The 16,507-nt window shown below is 67.3% G+C and carries 16 protein-coding genes; 6 read left to right on the forward strand and 10 right to left on the reverse strand.

What is annotated here, in order from left to right; translation table 11 throughout:
- Positions 1 to 17 precede the first annotated feature (17 nt).
- Both KTR9_RS24250 and KTR9_RS24255 read left to right on the forward strand, forming a co-directional pair.
- The gene (locus tag KTR9_RS24250; RefSeq protein ID WP_014928586.1) at positions 18 to 1,121 is read left to right on the forward strand and encodes a zinc-binding dehydrogenase; all 1,104 of its coding nucleotides are present in this window, start codon (positions 18 to 20) and stop codon (positions 1,119 to 1,121) included.
- Positions 1,122 to 1,128: 7 nt separating this feature from the next.
- On the forward strand, positions 1,129 to 1,326 hold the full coding sequence (locus KTR9_RS24255) for a hypothetical protein (protein WP_014928587.1): 198 nt from the start codon (positions 1,129 to 1,131) through the stop codon (positions 1,324 to 1,326).
- A gap of 78 nt (positions 1,327 to 1,404) precedes the next feature.
- Here the strand turns inward: KTR9_RS24255 and KTR9_RS24260 are convergent, their stop codons facing one another.
- Both KTR9_RS24260 and KTR9_RS24265 read right to left on the reverse strand, forming a co-directional pair.
- Complete coding sequence (locus tag KTR9_RS24260; protein ID WP_148281323.1) at positions 1,405 to 2,424, reverse strand: hypothetical protein; 1,020 nt, start codon at positions 2,422 to 2,424, stop codon at positions 1,405 to 1,407.
- 319 nt (positions 2,425 to 2,743) lie between these two features.
- Positions 2,744 to 3,484: an SDR family NAD(P)-dependent oxidoreductase gene (locus tag KTR9_RS24265; protein WP_014928589.1), complete on the reverse strand. Its 741-nt coding sequence runs from the start codon at positions 3,482 to 3,484 to the stop codon at positions 2,744 to 2,746.
- Positions 3,485 to 3,575: 91 nt separating this feature from the next.
- On the opposite strand from KTR9_RS24265, the gene KTR9_RS26610 reads away from it, so the two are divergent.
- The gene (locus KTR9_RS26610; RefSeq protein WP_014928590.1) at positions 3,576 to 4,184 is read left to right on the forward strand and encodes a TetR/AcrR family transcriptional regulator; all 609 of its coding nucleotides are present in this window, start codon (positions 3,576 to 3,578) and stop codon (positions 4,182 to 4,184) included.
- A gap of 175 nt (positions 4,185 to 4,359) precedes the next feature.
- Here KTR9_RS26610 and dnaB read toward each other — a convergent pair whose 3' ends face one another.
- Complete coding sequence (gene dnaB, locus KTR9_RS24275) at positions 4,360 to 6,591, reverse strand: replicative DNA helicase (protein ID WP_014928591.1); 2,232 nt, start codon at positions 6,589 to 6,591, stop codon at positions 4,360 to 4,362.
- Positions 6,592 to 7,163: 572 nt separating this feature from the next.
- Here dnaB and KTR9_RS24280 point away from each other — a divergent pair.
- The gene (locus KTR9_RS24280) at positions 7,164 to 7,826 is read left to right on the forward strand and encodes a hypothetical protein (protein WP_044507408.1); all 663 of its coding nucleotides are present in this window, start codon (positions 7,164 to 7,166) and stop codon (positions 7,824 to 7,826) included.
- A 251-nt stretch (positions 7,827 to 8,077) separates the two neighbouring features.
- Here the strand turns inward: KTR9_RS24280 and rplI are convergent, their stop codons facing one another.
- From rplI to rpsF, 4 genes are all read right to left on the reverse strand, one after another.
- A complete protein-coding gene (gene rplI, locus KTR9_RS24285; RefSeq protein ID WP_010844594.1) occupies positions 8,078 to 8,533 on the reverse strand; it encodes a 50S ribosomal protein L9 in 456 nt (151 codons plus the stop codon).
- A 19-nt stretch (positions 8,534 to 8,552) separates the two neighbouring features.
- Positions 8,553 to 8,810, reverse strand: a complete 258-nt coding sequence (gene rpsR / locus KTR9_RS24290; protein WP_004020662.1) for a 30S ribosomal protein S18 — start codon at positions 8,808 to 8,810, stop codon at positions 8,553 to 8,555.
- An 86-nt stretch (positions 8,811 to 8,896) separates the two neighbouring features.
- Positions 8,897 to 9,421: a single-stranded DNA-binding protein gene (locus tag KTR9_RS24295; protein ID WP_004020661.1), complete on the reverse strand. Its 525-nt coding sequence runs from the start codon at positions 9,419 to 9,421 to the stop codon at positions 8,897 to 8,899.
- Positions 9,422 to 9,536: 115 nt separating this feature from the next.
- On the reverse strand, positions 9,537 to 9,818 hold the full coding sequence (gene rpsF, locus KTR9_RS24300) for a 30S ribosomal protein S6 (RefSeq protein ID WP_004020660.1): 282 nt from the start codon (positions 9,816 to 9,818) through the stop codon (positions 9,537 to 9,539).
- 167 nt (positions 9,819 to 9,985) lie between these two features.
- On the opposite strand from rpsF, the gene KTR9_RS24305 reads away from it, so the two are divergent.
- Positions 9,986 to 11,470, forward strand: a complete 1,485-nt coding sequence (locus KTR9_RS24305) for a hypothetical protein (protein WP_044507411.1) — start codon at positions 9,986 to 9,988, stop codon at positions 11,468 to 11,470.
- Complete coding sequence (locus KTR9_RS24310) at positions 11,467 to 12,039, forward strand: GNAT family N-acetyltransferase (RefSeq protein WP_014928594.1); 573 nt, start codon at positions 11,467 to 11,469, stop codon at positions 12,037 to 12,039. The genes KTR9_RS24305 and KTR9_RS24310 overlap by 4 nt, the downstream gene beginning before the upstream one ends.
- An 8-nt stretch (positions 12,040 to 12,047) precedes the next feature.
- Here KTR9_RS24310 and KTR9_RS24315 read toward each other — a convergent pair whose 3' ends face one another.
- The 3 genes from KTR9_RS24315 to KTR9_RS24325 all read right to left on the reverse strand — a co-directional run bounded on the left by KTR9_RS24315 (position 12,048) and on the right by KTR9_RS24325 (position 16,471).
- Positions 12,048 to 12,455: a hypothetical protein gene (locus KTR9_RS24315; protein WP_014928595.1), complete on the reverse strand. Its 408-nt coding sequence runs from the start codon at positions 12,453 to 12,455 to the stop codon at positions 12,048 to 12,050.
- Between the two features lie 64 nt (positions 12,456 to 12,519).
- Positions 12,520 to 14,163: a glycosyltransferase family 87 protein gene (locus KTR9_RS24320; RefSeq protein ID WP_014928596.1), complete on the reverse strand. Its 1,644-nt coding sequence runs from the start codon at positions 14,161 to 14,163 to the stop codon at positions 12,520 to 12,522.
- On the reverse strand, positions 14,123 to 16,471 hold the full coding sequence (locus KTR9_RS24325) for a transglycosylase domain-containing protein (RefSeq protein WP_014928597.1): 2,349 nt from the start codon (positions 16,469 to 16,471) through the stop codon (positions 14,123 to 14,125). Before KTR9_RS24325 ends, KTR9_RS24320 begins: the two co-directional genes overlap by 41 nt.
- Positions 16,472 to 16,507: the final 36 nt, after the last annotated feature.

Below are 16,507 nucleotides of genomic sequence, written 5' to 3' on the forward strand. Positions count from 1 at the left end.
ACAGAAGGAGACTCGTCATGAAAGCTGCTGTCTGGGAGGGAAGTACACCGAGACTCGCTGTCGAGGAGATCCCCCGCCCGACGCCCCGTCGTGGCGAGATCCTGCTCAAGGTCACGGCGTGCGGGGTCTGTCACACCGACCTGCACGTGCTGAAGTCCGAGGTCGCCTTCCCTGCGCCGGCGGTCCTCGGCCACGAGGTCTCCGGCGTGGTCGAGCAGCTCGGCGAGGGTGTCGACACCCTCGCCGTGGGCGATCGGGTCGTGTGCAGTTTCATCATGCCGTGCGGCGAATGCCGCCACTGCGCGCGCGGGTTGGACGATCTGTGCGAGAAGTTCTTCGCGCACAACCGACTCAAAGGCACGCTCTACGACGGCGAGACCCGTCTGGCCCGCGCGGACGGCAGCCCGCTCGCCATGTACTCGATGGGCGGACTCGCAGAATACTGTGTCGTCCCTGCCTCGGACGCGTTCGTCGTCCCCGACGGAGTGGGGCTGGGCGAGGTGTCCATCCTCGGTTGCAGTTCGTTCACCGCGCTCGGTGCGGTGAACAACGCCGAACTGCGGCTCGCCGATCGCATCGCCGTCGTCGCGGCGGGCGGCGTCGGGTCGTCGATCGTCCAGTTCGCCGCGGCAGCCGGGGTCGCCCAGATCATCGCCATCGACGTGAACGACGACAAGCTCCGGGCGGTGGCGGAACTCGGTGCGACGCATACCGTCAACTCCCGCGACACCGACGTCGTCGCCGAGGTCCGGGCACTGACCGGCGGCCACGGCGTCGACGTCGCCTTCGAGGCCCTGGGACATCCGAGCACCTTCGCCACCGCGCTCGACATCCTCGACGACGGCGGCCGCGCCGTGGTCGTCGGCATTGCACCGGCCGGCACGCCCGGCGAACTCGACCTGGCCCGCCTCGTACGCCGCAGCCTCCAGATCCGCGGCTCCTACGGCGCGAAAGCCCGACGCGACATGCCGGCGCTGCTGCGCATGGTCGCCGGGGGGATCGTGGAGCCGGAACGGGTGATCACCCGCCGCTATCGTCTCGAGGACGTCGACGACGCCTATCAGGCCCTCGCCCGCGGCGAGATCATCGGCCGGGCGATCATCGAGATGGGCTCCGAATGACGGCACCATGGTCATCATGCTCGTCCTCGTCCTGATGGTCGGGACCGCCGCATCGGTGTGCGCGCTGATCGCTGCGTACGCCTATCTGCGGCCCGGCGACGACCATCTGCACGCCGAACGACTGGCCCGGCGCTGGCTGGTCGCTACCGCGGTCCTCGGGTTGACGGCCCTGTGCCTGCGATTCGGATGGGTGCTGCTGAGCTGAGGTCAGCGCCGGCCTCCCAGCAGAGTGCGGGATGGGTACCGGAAACCGGCACTCAGGCCGCACTCTGCGGATGCTTCGTCAGCGGTCGGCGCCCGCCGATGCTCCGACCAGGTCGGCGTCGTCGGTTGCCCGATCAGGAGCGTCGTCGGGCCGTGACCGCGCCACTCGGATCAGCAGTAGTGCCAGCAGGATCGCACCCACCGCCGAACCGGCGACGACCGCCCAACCGACGCGTTCGGCGACACTCCCGACGGACTCGTTCGACGCCTGGGGCGCGGTGTCGTCGGTCGCTACGGGCGTCAGGTTCGTCGACGCGTTGTCGAGGTCGTCGTTGATCGAGTTGAGGACACCCTGAAGCTGTTTCACCCCGGCGTTCACCTTGTCGGTGGCACTCAGCGTGTCCTCCCGCGCGGATGCGAGGCGGTTCAGACCCGTGGAGAGCTGGCCGGCCGCGGTCTGTGCTTGGGAGATCGCGGAGTCGATGCCGGCGGCGGCGGATTCGAGAGACTTCCGCATGGTCGCCAACTCGCCTTGCAGCGAGTCGAGGGAGCCGAGCTGCTTGCTGATCTCGCGACTCGAACCCTGGAGAGCGCGCAGCCGGTCGAGGGCGTCCGCCGACCCGGGGGTCCGCGCGGTCTCGAGGTAACCGATCAACGGTGTCACGAGTGAATCGAGTTGCGTGACGGAGTTCGACAGGGCGGACGCCTGCCCGAGCACGGCCGACACCGCGAGCGCACCGTCGTTGACCTGTCGTGTCGCCGACGAGACGTCGGGCGCGTTGCCCAGACCGCGGACGAGCTGATCCGACGCCGAAGCGGCGGTGTCGACGGCGTCGAACATGTCGCGCGCGCTCGCCGTCGCGGTGGCGATGCCTCCGGTCGCGCTGTTCAGGCCCGCGGACATCAGCTGGAACATCATCTTGGCCGACGACACGGAGTCGCCTGCCGCGTCGATCTGCTCAGCCGGTGGTCTGGTGTCCTCGGCGTCCGCCGAGTCCGTGGGCAGCACCAGGTAGACGACCCCGCCGACCAACAGTGCAGCCAGCAGCACCGCAAGCGCACCCGCCGGCACCATCGACGCCGGGATACGTTTGCTCACAACAGTTTTCACACTCACAACGCCAGCCGATCCGAACTCCACCACGACTCTCGCGGACACGTCCCGGACGCACGCTACCGGGCCGGCGGACGACTTCTCCCATCGAGAAGCACCCGGCGGCGCGATTATCAGCGAGTTCTCACCCCACACTCAGGGATGCGACGAACTACCCGCGCGCCATGGGTTCACGAGTCGCTCGACGTCGCGAAGGTGTTCACCGCTCCCGATGTCCTTCGACGTGCATGGCGCGCGGGGCTCGATCGAACCACAAACGCCGAATCACGTTGTGGCGGTGTGCATCTGATGCAGCGGTTGCCTTCTAGCCCGCCGAGCGGCCGCCGTCGACCAGCCACACCTGACCCGTCACATGCGACGCCTGCTCGTTGTCGGCGAGGAAAGCCACGACGTTGGCGACCTCCTCCGGTCGTCCCAGCCGCCCCTGCGGAACCTGCGACTCGAGTACCTCGACCAACTCACGCGGGGCATCGGCGATGATCGGGGTGCCGATGACGCCGGGGCCGACCGCATTGATGCGAATGCCCTGCTGGGCATATTCGAGCGCAGCGGTGCGAGTGAGCATCACGTCGCCGCCTTTCGACGCGATATAGGCGATCGACTGCGGTGTACCCCGAAAACCGCCGATGGACGCGGTGTTGACGATCGCACCGCCGCCGCTGGCGAGCATGAGGCGGATGCCTGCTTGCAGCACAAGGAACTGCCCGCGCAGGTTGACCGCGATCACCTTGTCGAAGACATCGACGGGGTACTCGTGGGTCAAGAAGGTGGGGCCGCCGATACCGGCGTTGTTCGCGAGGATGTCGAGGCCACCGTATTCAGATTGGATCCACTCCTCGGTGCGCACAACGTCGGCTGCGTCGGAGACATCAAGATGACGGGCGACCGCCCGCTCTCCGAGCTCGGCCGCCAGGTCGTCACGGGTGTCGGAGACGTCCGCGACGATCACTGTCGCGCCATCGGCATGGAGTCGACGCGCAATCGCGGCGCCGATGCCCGAAGCCGCGCCGGTTACCAAAGCTGTCTTGCCCTCGAATCGCGTCATCGCCGACGCCCCTTTCCGGTTTTCGTGCAAAGATATAGATCATTATATTCTGACAGGTGTCAGAATCTACTGGAGAAACGAGTTCGACGCTGTGACCTCGCTCCCACCGCCGGCCGCAACGCGCCGCGCGGACCCACGTTCACCGCGCACCATCGCGGCGTTGCGGTCAGGTGTCCGGTTGGCGCTGGCCCAGGATCCGCCGGATCTGAGTGCCGCCCACATCTGCCGACTCGCCGGCGTGAACCGCACGAGCTTCTATACGCACTTCGCCTCTGTGTCGGATCTTCTGGTCTCGACGATGACCACAGAGATCGTGGACATGCTGCGGCTCCCCCCGGCGCAGACGGATCGCAGCGACAGTGAGGAGGTGGCCGCCTTCGAGCAGATTGCCCGGCCATCGTTCACCCGCATGGCCGCCGACCGGTCACTGTTTCGGGCCGCGTTCGCCTCTCCTGAGTCCGGCCGCCTTCGCAGCGCCCTGCGCGATGCGGTCTCCGAGCAGGTGGCGAGGATGATCGACCGGTGGGAGGCCGAAGGACGGATCCCGACCGTCGATCGGGACGTCGTACTCGCCTACAGCGCAAGCGGATTCGTCGGCGTTCTGGAAGCGTGGTGTGAGGCGGCCGAGGAGGACGCCGATCCCGACCGGTGGGTGCGCGGACTCGAGCAGACGATTCCGGCATGGTGGCCGAATGTCTAGACGGCGCTTCTCCGGGTCGAGGCCACCGTTCGACTCCTTCCCGAGTTGGGTTGTCGCCGACGTCCGTGCTGTTCGTTCAGTCGTGAAGCCTGACCATGTAGCGAGGCCCGATGCCAACCCCAACGACGGCCCCTCGGGCACGTAGTCCTCGAGCTCGGGCTCTCTCTCTCGCTCGCTACCCCCGCGCCATGTCCACGAACCGGCTCAGGTGCAACTGGTGCGCGACGGTGATCGTGGCGGTCGGGCCGTTACGGTGCTTGCCGACGATGATGTCGGCCTCGCCCGCGCGCGGGTCGTCGCGCTCGATCGAGTCGGGGCGGTGGAGCAGGATGACCATGTCGGCGTCCTGCTCCAGCGATCCCGACTCACGGAGATCCGACACCTGGGGCTTCTTGTCCGTACGTTGCTCGGGGCCACGGTTGAGCTGGCTGATCGCGATCACGGGGACCTCGAGTTCTTTGGCCAGCAGCTTCAGCTGACGGGAGAACTCCGACACCTCCTGCTGGCGCGACTCGACCTTCTTGCCCGACGTCATCAGCTGCATGTAGTCCACCGCAACGACTTTCAGATCGTGGCGCTGTTTGAGCCGGCGCGCCTTGGCGCGGATCTCCATCATCGTGAGATTGGGTGAGTCGTCGATGAAGAACGGCGCCTCCGAGATCTCACCCATACGGCGTGCGAGACGAGTCCAGTCGTCGTCGCTCATGGTGCCGGCACGCATGTCGGCCAGCTTGATCTTCGCCTCCGCCGACAGCAGACGCATGACGATCTCGGTCTTGCTCATCTCCAGCGAGAACATCGCGGCGGTGAGGCCGTGGCCAATCGCGGCCGATCGCAGGAAGTCCATCGCCAAGGTCGAGTTGTGGGTCGGGACCATCGCCTCGCCCGCCAGATACAGGTGTTCGGCGTTGTCGACCTGGACGCAACGCACCGGAACCGGGTCGACCGGACGAACGGCGACGACGCGTCGAACCCCGGCCCGCCTGCGCAGCTCCTTGTGACGAATCGCCTTGTGGTGCACGGTGAACACATCGTCGTCGGCGTCGACGCGCAACCAACCCGTTGCCGACCGCTTGTAGTTGAACCCGAGTCCGGCCACGAGGTCGGCGACGACGGCCGTCATGTGCCGGGTGGCGGCCGGCACGGTGATCCAGCCGTCGTCGTCGACGGAGGCACGGGCATCCAGCAAACCTGCGAGGAGGGCGCGGCGCTGCGCGATCGAACCCCGTAGGTACTCGTACGGGATCCGCCCGCCGAGGTCGGCCATCAGCGTCATGACGTCGACAGGGCCCTCCGCGTCGATCCGCATGCTGATCTCGGGATCGTCGAAGGCCATGCCGGCCAGCGCCGCCACCGTGTACGGGCCGTAGGCGAATCGCTTGCGCGGCAACTCGAGCGGCGCGGTGTTTCGCACGACCGCGCCGCCGACATGCGTCCGCAGGCCGGCCGTGGTGACCACCCGGCGTTTGCCGTCGATCTCCGCCGCCCACTGATGCTGCTCGTCGGCGACGATCGTCGCGCCGTCGTTGAATTCTATTTCGTAGCAAGGCCGTTCGGTCATCACCTCGGTCGCGGCGACGACTCGAGTGGGCCGGCCGTGCGCATCGAGGAGGTGATCGCCGACGCCGACCTTGCCCATCGTGGTCCACCCCGTGGGCGTCGGCAGCGGGGTGTCGAGCGCCAGCGCCTTGCCGACACCCGGACGGGCCGCGACGATGATCATCTGCCCGGGGTGCAGACCGTTGGTGAGCTTGTCGAAGTCGGCGAAGCCGGTGGGGACCCCCAGCGAGATGCCGCCCCGCGACGCGATCGAGTCGATCTCATCCATCGTCGGCTGCAGGAGATCTTCGAGGGCGACGTAGTCCTCGGCGGTGCGCTTCTCGGTGACCTCGTACACCTCGGCCTGGGCACGGTCGACCACCTCGGCGACGTCCTGGCCGTCGGCGCCGGCGTAGCCATACTGGACGATGCGTGTGCCGGCTTCCACGAGCCGACGCAGCAGTGCCTTCTCCGCCACGATCTCGGCGTAGTAGCCGGCGTTGGCGGCGGTGGGCACCGTGGAGATCAGGGTGTGCAGATACGGCGCCCCGCCGATCCGTTTGAGTTCGCCCGCTCGCTCGAGTTCCGCGGCGACCGTCACCGCGTCGGCGGGCTCGCCCTTCGAGTACAGGGTGAGGATCGCCTCGAACACCGCCTGATGGGCAGGACGATAGAAGTCACCGGTGCGGATCTTCTCGACGACGTCGGCAACCGCGTCCTTGGACAGCAACATGCCACCGAGCACCGACTGCTCGGCGGCCAGGTCCTGCGGGGGCTGCCTGCCGAAGTCCTCGGCGGGGATCTCGTCGTCTCCCCGTCCTCGCCCTCCGGCGGCGGGGCCGCGCCCGCGGTCATCCACAACAGCCACGCGTGTCAAACCTCTCGCAACGTTCGATCCCACCCGACATCGAATGAGTACGACCTTGAGTCTGGTGTCGGCCCCGGTAGGCCACGTCGCGAGTCCCCGGTGTCGACGTCGTGTTTCGGTCTGTCTCTTCCTATCGGGTGGCACCGACAGTCGGACTGTCGTGTGCGCCGAGACGGACGGAGACGCTGAGGCGTGACACTAGGACCTCTACGACCGCGACTCAAACCGACCTGTTGACGAATCTGGGGATCACTTGTGGAGCGTGTGTGAGTGGCCGGGGGACGCGTTGTGCACCCTTTGTGGACAACCTGAGGAATTCGGGTGTGAACAACACAGTTCTCGCAGGTCAGGACCTTCGCTAATTTCCACAATCAACGAATTGGAAATCGTTGGGGCTTCTTCGGCGCGTCGCCTTGCGGGCGTGTTGCGGACGCCTGTTCAACTCCTGGTGGCGAATATTCGGGTGAACATCCGGTGTGGTCTGCGTTACACCTGGCCAGACGACGTCGCGGGCGTCATCAGTCGCGCGACTTACCTTCGATCGCCGACGGCACGCCGTCGGTTGTGGTGCAATGTCGAGCGTGTCGAGGTTGGGGTTGAGGTCGGTCGTCGTCCGTCGCGTGGTCACCGTGCTGGCCGCCCTGACCGCTGCCGCCGGACTGACGACGGCCCCATCGGCTCTCGCCGCGCCCGGGCCCACGATGCCCGTCGAGTTCGATCTCTCGCGCTACCAACCCGTCAACCCCACGACGTTCCGATCGCTGGCCTACGTCGACAACGGCCGGTCGTTCTTCACCACCGGCCGGTGGGTGTGCCAGGTCGGTCCCGGCTACCGCTACGTCGGTTGTGCGGGCCGTCCCGCGACCGCACCGCCCAACGCGTCGGGCGCGGTCATCTCCGACGACCAGCAGGGTCCGTGGTGGGCGCGCACGGATCAGACCTATCGATTCGGTCCGAAGAGCGGGTTCCGACCACCGGTCCTCGGCGTCGGCAAACGGGTCACCATCGAAGGCGTCACGTGCACCGTTCCCCGCCGCGACGCCGTGGCCTGCCGTACCGGCGACCGCGCGCTGATCTTCACCCCGGCCTGGCACAAGTTCTTCTTCCCGTCGTGGGACACCCTGGGCCCCGGCAACAACGCCGTCGACCACAGCGCCAACCCGGCACCGCAATACCTTCCGCCGAGGCTGCAGTACTGGAACCAGCTGCCGGCGAATCCACCGGCCCCGAAGTAGGGCTTCGACCCTTCGTGGCTCGTCGCTTTCGCTCCTCGCACCTCAGGGAGCGGTGGTGATGTCCTTCTCTTGGTCAGGCCTCACCGAGCAGTGGTGATGTCCTTCTCTTGGTCAGGCCTCAGGGAGCGGTGGTGATGTCGTTCTCTCGGTCAGGCCTCAGGGAGCAGTGGTGATGTCGATCTCTCGGTCAGGCAGACACGACAAAGGCCGGGTGGAGGATCTCCACCCGGCCTTTGGTCGTAACGCTGAGGTCAGCTCGCGGCGACGACGGCGAGCTGTACGGTCGCCGAGACCTGCGGGTGCAGGTTGACGATGACCGGGTAGCTGCCGGTTGCCTTGATGTGTCCCTTGGGCAGCTCGACGCTGCGCTTGTCGACGGTCGGGCCGCCTGCGGTCTTGATGGCACCGGCGACGTCTGCCGCGGTGACCGAACCGAAGAGCTTGCCCGAGTCATGGGTCTTGACGTCCAGCGAGACATCGGCGAGGCCCTCGAGGGCCTGCTTCAGCTCGTTGGCGTGCTCGAGACCGCGGACCTCGCGGGCTTCCTGCGAACGGCGGATGCCCTCGACCTGCTTCTCGGCTCCACGGGTGGCCTTGATGGCCAGGCCGCGGGGCAGCAGGTAGTTGCGGCCGTAGCCGTCCTTGACCACGACGATGTCGCCGGCTTCGCCGAGGTTCTCCACGGCGGCGGTGAGGATGAGCTTCATGTCAACTGATCCTTTCCGCTTATCGGCTGGTCGAGGTGAAGGGCAGCAGGGCCACCTCACGCGAGTTCTTCACTGCCACAGCGACGTCGCGCTGATGCTGCACGCAGTTGCCGGTCACGCGACGCGACCGGATCTTGCCCCGGTCGGACAGGAAACGACGCAGCAGCGCGGTGTCCTTGTAGTCGATGACGGCCTTCTTGTCCTTGCAGAAGCTGCACGCCTTGGTCTTGGTGACCTTCTCGACGCGAGGCTTCCGGCTCGGCTTTGCCTTTGCCATGTGTGTGTTGCTCCAGTCAATGCTTCGGGGACGGTCACTGCCGTTCCCGGGCTGTTCGGGGCGGGTCGATCATGCCCCGAGCGATATCAGAAAGGTGGTTCGTCGTCCCCGCCACCGAACGATCCGCCGCTGTTGCTGGCAGGCGCGCTGCCCCAGGGATCGTCGGCAACCTGCTGGTTCGAGTTCCCGCCGCCGCGGCTACCGCCGCCACCGCCGGACCCGAATCCGCCACCACCGCCGCCACCGCGCGAGGCGCGGTTGACCTTGGCGGTGGCGTACCGCAGCGAGGGGCCGATCTCGTCGACCTCGAGTTCCACGACCGTGCGTCGTTCGCCCTCTTTGGTTTCGTAGGACCGCTGCTTGAGCCGTCCCTGCACGATCACCCGGGAACCCTTGGTCAGGCTTTCGGTCACGTTCTCCGCGGCGTCACGCCAGATGTTGCAGCGGAGGAACAGCGCTTCGCCGTCCTTCCACTCGTTGGTCTGGCGATCGAAAGTGCGCGGAGTGGAAGCCACCGTGAAGTTGGCAACCGCTGCCCCGGACGGCGTGAACCGCAGTTCCGGGTCGGCGGTGAGATTGCCGATGACGGTGATGACCGTGTCGCCTGCCATGTGTGTTCCCCTTGGGTCGTTGGTGGGCACTCGCTGATCGACATGCACCGGGTGTTCTGGGTCCAACCCTAGAACCCGGTACCGACGTGTTCAGACGATCAAGAAAGCCTGTGGATTACTTCCGCAGGACCTTGGTGCGCAGAACCGACTCGTTCAGCTTCAGCTGACGATCGAGCTCGGTGACCGTGGCGGGCTCGGCGTTGAGATCGATGACGGCGTAGATGCCCTCGTTGTGCTTGAGGATCTCGTAGGCAAGACGGCGCTTGCCCCAGATGTCGACGCCGTCCACCGAACCGCCATCCTTGCGGACAACATTGAGGAACGTATCGAGTGAGGGTGCGACGGTGCGCTCGTCCAGGTTCGGATCGAGGATGACCATCAATTCGTAGTGACGCATAAGACCACATCACCTCCTATGGGCTAGGTCGGCCACGGACTGTCCGTGGCAGGAGGGTCGCCTGCGTCGGCAACCGGTCCAAGATACATGACCTGCCCGTTCGCAGAGAAATCCGAGGCCGCGGGTCGCTTCGGCGGCGCACTGCCGGACCACCTACGCTGTTGCCCATGTCGGAACGGTGGACAACCCCGGGTCGATGGTCCGCACGGCTGTCCGGCCGTGGTGAGACGGCCCTGATCGTTGTCGTGTCGGTGCTCGCGACCACGGTCACGATGTTCTGGAGTTTCCGGGCCAAGCTCCGGTGCGGGGGCCCACCGTTCGACGCGTTCGGGCGCAGCGGCAACTGGCCGGTCGGGGATCCGGATGCGGTGATCCCCTGCTACTCGGACCTGATGTACCTCTGGCTCGGCCGCGACATCAACACCCACGTCTTTCCCTACATCCACGGCGGAATCGCTTCCGACGGCACGTTGTTCGGCGGTGTCGTCGAGTACCCGGTGCTCTCCGGCGTCCTCATGTTCTTCGGTGCGATCGGCGCCGACACCGACACCGAGTTCTTCACCCACTCCGCGCTCCTGCTGGCGCCGTTCGGGGTCGCGATCACCGTGTTGCTCGCCCTGATGGTCCGATGGTGGGCGCTGCTCTGGGCCGCGACGCCCCCGTTGGTGCTGTACTCCTTCCACAACTGGGAGCTGCCGGTCGTCGCGACCGCCGTCGGGGCAGTCGCCGTGATGGCCTGGGGCGCGTCCGTCCAGCCCGGAACAGGCCGGCGACGACTGCCGCTTCGGACGTGCGCGGTGGTCGCGGCTGTTCTGCTCGCGGTCGGCTTCTGTCTCAAGCTCTACCCGGGGATCTTCGTGTTACCGCTGGCCGCATACGTTCTCACGCGCGGCGCCGGCGGCGCACGCGCGGTTGCGGGACGACGTGACGCCGGAGGCGGCCTCGACTGGACGGGCGCCGGCTGGGTTGCGGGCGCCGCCGTCGTGACGGTGGCCGCGATCCAATTGCCGTTCATGGTCCTCGGATTCGACGGGTGGAAGGCCGCGCTGTCCTTCCAGGGCCGTCGCCGGGCCGACGTCGACACCAATTCCATCTGGTACTGGGGTCTGCGGTATGTTACCGGGACCACCGACACCTACCACTCCATCGTCAGCGTGATGTCGCCGCTGCTGATCCTCACCTCGTTCGCGGTCGCGATGTACCTCGGGTGGCGCCGCTTCGAACGCGTCGGCACCTTCCCGTGGATCGGCGTGAGCGGCGCGATGCTGGCCGGTTTCATGCTGTTCCACAAGGTGCACTCCCCGCAGTACACGCTCTGGATACTGCCGTTCTTCGTCCTGATGAAGGTGCGCTGGCCGGTCATCCTGGCGTACCTGCTCACCGACCTCGCTCTCGATCTGACGATCTTCCGGTTGTTCCCGATCCGGGATGCCGGCGATCCGCTGCCGTGGTGGATCGTCTCCGGCGTCGCGGGTTCGGTGTGGGTGCACGCCGTCCTGCTCGTCTATCTGATCGTGACCCTCGTCGGCACCCCGCTTCGTGAGCCGCTGGCCTCCCGTGTGGCCGGAAGCGCGCGAGATGGGACTGATCCCGCCGCCTCCGGGGTGACCCTCGACCCGCGACGAGAAGCCGTGGCGAAAGGGTCCCCGTGACTTCGTGGCTGGCGACCGGCCCCCTGGTGGGTGACCGGGTCACGTTACGTCCGATCGGCCTCGACGATGTCGGCGCGCTCGCCGGGTTGATCGGTGACCCCACCCGTTTCCGATGGGCACCCGGGGTGCCGACCGACGAGGACAGTGCACGCCGGTACGTCGAGTCCGCTCTTCGGTCGCGAGTGGCTTTCGCGGTGGTCGACAACACCGACGGCAGCGTCGTCGGGTCGACGAGCTTCTACGACATCGACGAGGCCAACCGATCCGCGTGCATCGGCTACACCTTCTACAGCGAACGCGTCCAGGGGACCGCGGTGAACCCCACCGCCAAGTTCCTGCTGATGCGCCACGCGTTCGAGGACTGCGGCGCCGTCCGCCTCACCTGGCACACCCATGAGCTCAACGCTCAGTCGCGCGCCGCGATCGCCAAGCTGGGTGCGACCTTCGAGGGTCTGCTGCGCAAGCACCGCCGATTCGGCGACGGCTGGCGCACGACCGCCCTGTACGCGATGACCGATGACGATTGGCCGTCGGCCAGAGATCGCCTGCTGCAGCGGATCACCGCCTGACCGCCGGCTCAGGGCTTCTCGGTGTGCTTCGGATGCCCGTGGGTGCGTCGATCTTCTTTCAAGCGCGCCTCGTGAACGTGCCGCTGACCATCGGTCAGATCGGCTCGCACCCGGTCGACGTACTCCCGCAGCGGACCCCAGTAGGTGTCGTCGAATTCCTCGACGATCTGGAACGTCCACCGACCATCGAGCACGTTGCGTCCGACCAGTTCGGTGGACAGTTCATCGGCGAACTCGGCGTGGCCCGCCTCGCGCAGCTCGTCGACGGCCTCGCCGAGCAGCAGGTCCCCGCGTCCGATGAGTTGATGGAATGAGTACAGGTGGCCGCGGGCGCGCTCGATGTACTCCAGCGCCTCCCCCACCTTGCCGACCGCTTCCGCGGTGTCGTCCGAGATATGAGGTGCGGTATCCGACATGACCCGTCAATACCCACCGAAACCTTCGCCCAATCGTCGGTACGGCTCCCGTGAAGCGCGACCGCTATCCGGCCGCCGGCACCGGCTCCCGCGGGTCCTCCGCCGTCTGGGTCGCTCTCGACCGTCGTCCGATCCGGTCGGGAGCACCGTCGAGGACGCCGCCGGCCGGGTCGTCGTACCACCTGCCGTCGTTTCCGTGGCGGACCAGGTCGTCGCGCGGATGCCAGATCTGCCAGAGGACGACGGCGCAGAGAACCACCACCATCAGTCCACGGAGCACGACAGCGGCGGTGAACCACTGATCGGGGAGCCACCGGCGCTCGGCGTCGAGGAACAGACTCATCCTGGGCACCCAGATGAGCGCGTCGACGGCCATCCAGGCCAGCAGCAGGCGAGTGTGCGGAATGGCAAGCACCGCAAGCGGAACCAGCCACAACGAGTACTGGGGACTCCACACCTTGTTCACCAGCAGGAAGCCGGCCACGGCGAGGAATGCGAGCTGGGCCACCCGGGGCCGGTATGGCGCCAGGACACCGACCGCGACCACCGCGGCGATCACGACGACCGTCAGGCCCACCGACAGCGCATTCAGATAGCCGATGTTCCATGTGAAACCAGCGGCGTCGGCGACGACCCGGTAGATCGTGTCCGGGTCCGCGGACCGGTCACCGTTGAACCGGAAGAATTCCCACCAACCGGACGGGTACGGGATCAGGATCGGCAGGTTCACCGCCAGCCACGCGCCGATCGCCGTCGCAGCCGCGACCCCGAACTCGCGGACCTTCCCGGTCCGCAGGCACAGCACACCCAGCACCACCAGCAGAAGGGCGGGATACAGCTTGGCGGCGGTTCCGAGCCCGATGAGCACACCTGCCAGCCAGAACCGCTCCCTCGACCAGGCCAGCAGCGCCGTCGCCACTGCTGCGGTGGCTATCGCGTCGAAGTTGGTGAACGCGTGCACGAAGACGAGCGGGGACAACGCGACCAGCCACACCGACCACGTGCGGTGTCGTGCGGTGAGGGCCGTCGCCCAGATGGTCACCAGCCAGAACGCCGTCAGTCCCAACGCGACGATGGTGAAGAACAGGACGACGTCGAGTGCGCCGGGAACACCCCAGTTGGTCTCCGCCCAGAGCCACCCCTGGGTCAGCTGAGCCGCGCCGTACATGAACATCCCGGTGAGGACCGGGTACTCCATGTACCGCTTGATGGTCTGCCCGTCGGAGTCCTCCTGGAACCAGAAGTCGCGGTAGGGCAACGCGCCCCGGTTGAGCCGCTCCGCACCGAACAAGCTGATCACGTCGGAGTAGCAGAGGTTGGTGAACTGACGCTGATCGTCCCAGTCCAGCCGCATCTCGGCGTTCGCGGTCGTACCGCCGTCGGCAGGCGCCTGTTGCAGGCACGCGGCCTTGCCGAACCACCCGAGCGCCAGTCCGCACAGCGCCAGCGCGAAAAGCACGCGCAGCGGTGTCAGATGCCGGGCCCGGCCGATGACGGCGTGCGTCCCCACCGGTCCACCGACCAGCGAACTCGCCTCACGCACCAGACCGTCCGTGCGCGTGGGGAGGACGCGCGCGTCGTCGACGCGCAGATCACTCGCGATGGGTGCAGGGCTGTCCCAGACGGGGTCGGAGCCGCTCGCCGCGGAGTCGGCAGCCGGGTCCGGGTCAGCCGATGGGCGGTTCAGGGACTCCTCCGCCTCCGTCACCGCCGCCGGGTACCCCGCCGCCGGAATCGCCGCCGTCGCCACCACCTGGGTCGGCGGGGGCCAGCCCGCCGCCGCCCGGGCTGTTTCCGCCGCCGCCACCGCCGCCGTTCCGCGGAGCGCCCGGGATCGGGATCGTCACTCCCGGAGCGAGGGTGAGGTTGCCGTCACCGGCCTGGTCGGGGATGTCGAAGGTCGGCACCGAGGGTCCACGCGTCCGCGTCGGCGCCTCGGTGGTGGCCGGCGCCTCGTACGGGATGCCTGTCTCGCCGCCGATGGGCTCGTCGGCCTCGGGGAACTGCTTGATCTCCTTGCCCTCGAGCGCGGCGTCCATCGCCGACTTCCAGATCGACGCCGGCAGGCCGCTGCCGTAGATCGAGGCGCCGTTGTAGTTGGTCAGGGCCGTGCCGTCGTTGGTGCCGACCCACACCGCGGTCGACAGCTGCGGGGTGTACCCGACCATCCAGGCGTCCTTGTTCTGCCCGGTGTCGCCGAGCTGGACGGTGCCGGTCTTGGCGGCGGACGGTCGCGAACCGAGGGACGAGTCGTAGAGCGAGTTGCCGTTGGAGTACGCCGCGATCGGCTCGAGCGCCGCGGTCACGGTGTCGGCGACCTTCTCGGGGAAGACGCGCTTGCCCTCGGTCTTGCGCTCGTAGAGGACCTGCCCCTCGGAGTCGACGACCTTCTGGACGAAGTACGGCTCGTGGTAGACGCCCGACGCCGCGAGCGTCGCGTACGCCGAGGCCATGTCGATGACCCGCGACTGGTACTGGCCGAGGACCACGCCGCCCTCGGGCTGCCCATTCGCCTCCTGCAGGGTCCGCTCGATGTTGCCGAAGGACTCGGCAACACCCGCACGGTGCGCGGCGTCGGCGACGGCTCGCGCTCCACCGTCGAGGTCCATCATCAGGCGGTAGTACACCGTGTTGAGCGACATCTTCATCGCCGTGGCGAGGTTGCAGGTGCCGCAGCTCTCGCCGTCGGAGTTCTCGACCGTCAGGCCACCGCTGGCCTGGAACGGCGCCGAGCTGTAGGTCTTCGACAGCGGGATGTCCTGTTCGAGGGCCGCGACGAGTGCGAACACCTTGAACGACGACCCGGTCTGCAGCCCGGCCTGGGCGAGGTCCCAGCCGGACGGGTTGTCGCCGCCGTAGTACCCGCGGACGCCGCCGGTCTGTGGGTCGATCGACACCACCGACGCGAGCACGTCGTCGGGCTCGCCGTTGAGCTCGCCCTCCGGGCACTTGTAGATCCGGTTCTTGCGGCACGCCGACTGCACCGCCGCGTTCTGCACCTGCGGATCGATCGTCGTGCTGATCTTCAGGCCGCCGGTGCGCAGTTGCTTGTCGGTGATGCCGATACGGTCGAGCTCGCCGAGCACCTGGCGCTTGATCAGTCCGTTGGGTCCGGGCGTCTCATCGGATTCGGTGACGCGCGCCTTGATCGTCTTCGGGAACACCGCGTTGTCGGCCTGCTGCTGGGTAATGGCGCCGGTGGCGACCATGCCTTCCAGTACATAGCGCCAGCGGGACTCGGTGACCTCGCGGTTGGAATCGGGGTCGTAATACGACGGTGCCCGGATGACCGCCGAGAGCAGGGCCGCCTCCTCGAAGGTCAGCGGGTTGCGCTCGGCGCGGCGCTTGTCGGTGATCGACTTGTTGAAGTACTTCTGCGTGGCGACGGCGATGCCGTACGCGCCGCGGCCGAAGTAGATCGTGTTGAGGTAGGCCTCGAGAACCTTCTCCTTGGACCAGCCATGACGGTCGTTCATCTTCGCGGCGATCGCGAGTTCCTTGAACTTGCGATCGAAGCTGCGCTCGTCACCGACGATCGCGTTCTTGACGTATTGCTGCGTGATGGTCGAACCGCCGCCGGCCGTCTGGTTGCCGGTGATCTGCCCTATCGCGGCACGGGAGAGGCCGCGGGGCGAGAAACCGTTGTTGGTCCAGAACTCGCGGTCCTCCGCGGCGACGATCGCCTGCTTCATCGTCTCGGGGATCTCGTCGAAGGGGACGACCGTGCGGTTGCCGTCGGGTGAGGTGATGTCGGCCAGTGTGCGACCGGACGTGTCGACGATGGTGGCCTTCTGGCTCACGTCGGGTTCCGGGATCTCGGCGGTGAAGTAGGTGAACGCGAACGCGACGATGAGCACGAGCACGATCGCCGGGACGACGGCGCCCACGATCCCGAGCGCCCACGCGAACCGCCGGTGCCGGGTTGCCGTGTCGCTTCCGTTCTGACCGCCACCGCCCGGACCGGGACGGATGCCGGTGCGTCGGGGCGTGGGCGAAGAACCGCGTGCCTCGCTCATCGTCCACCTTCCTACCGGATCGAGCGGACGTCGTCG

The organism is Gordonia sp. KTR9 (assembly GCF_000143885.2).
Lineage (GTDB): Bacteria > Actinomycetota > Actinomycetes > Mycobacteriales > Mycobacteriaceae > Gordonia.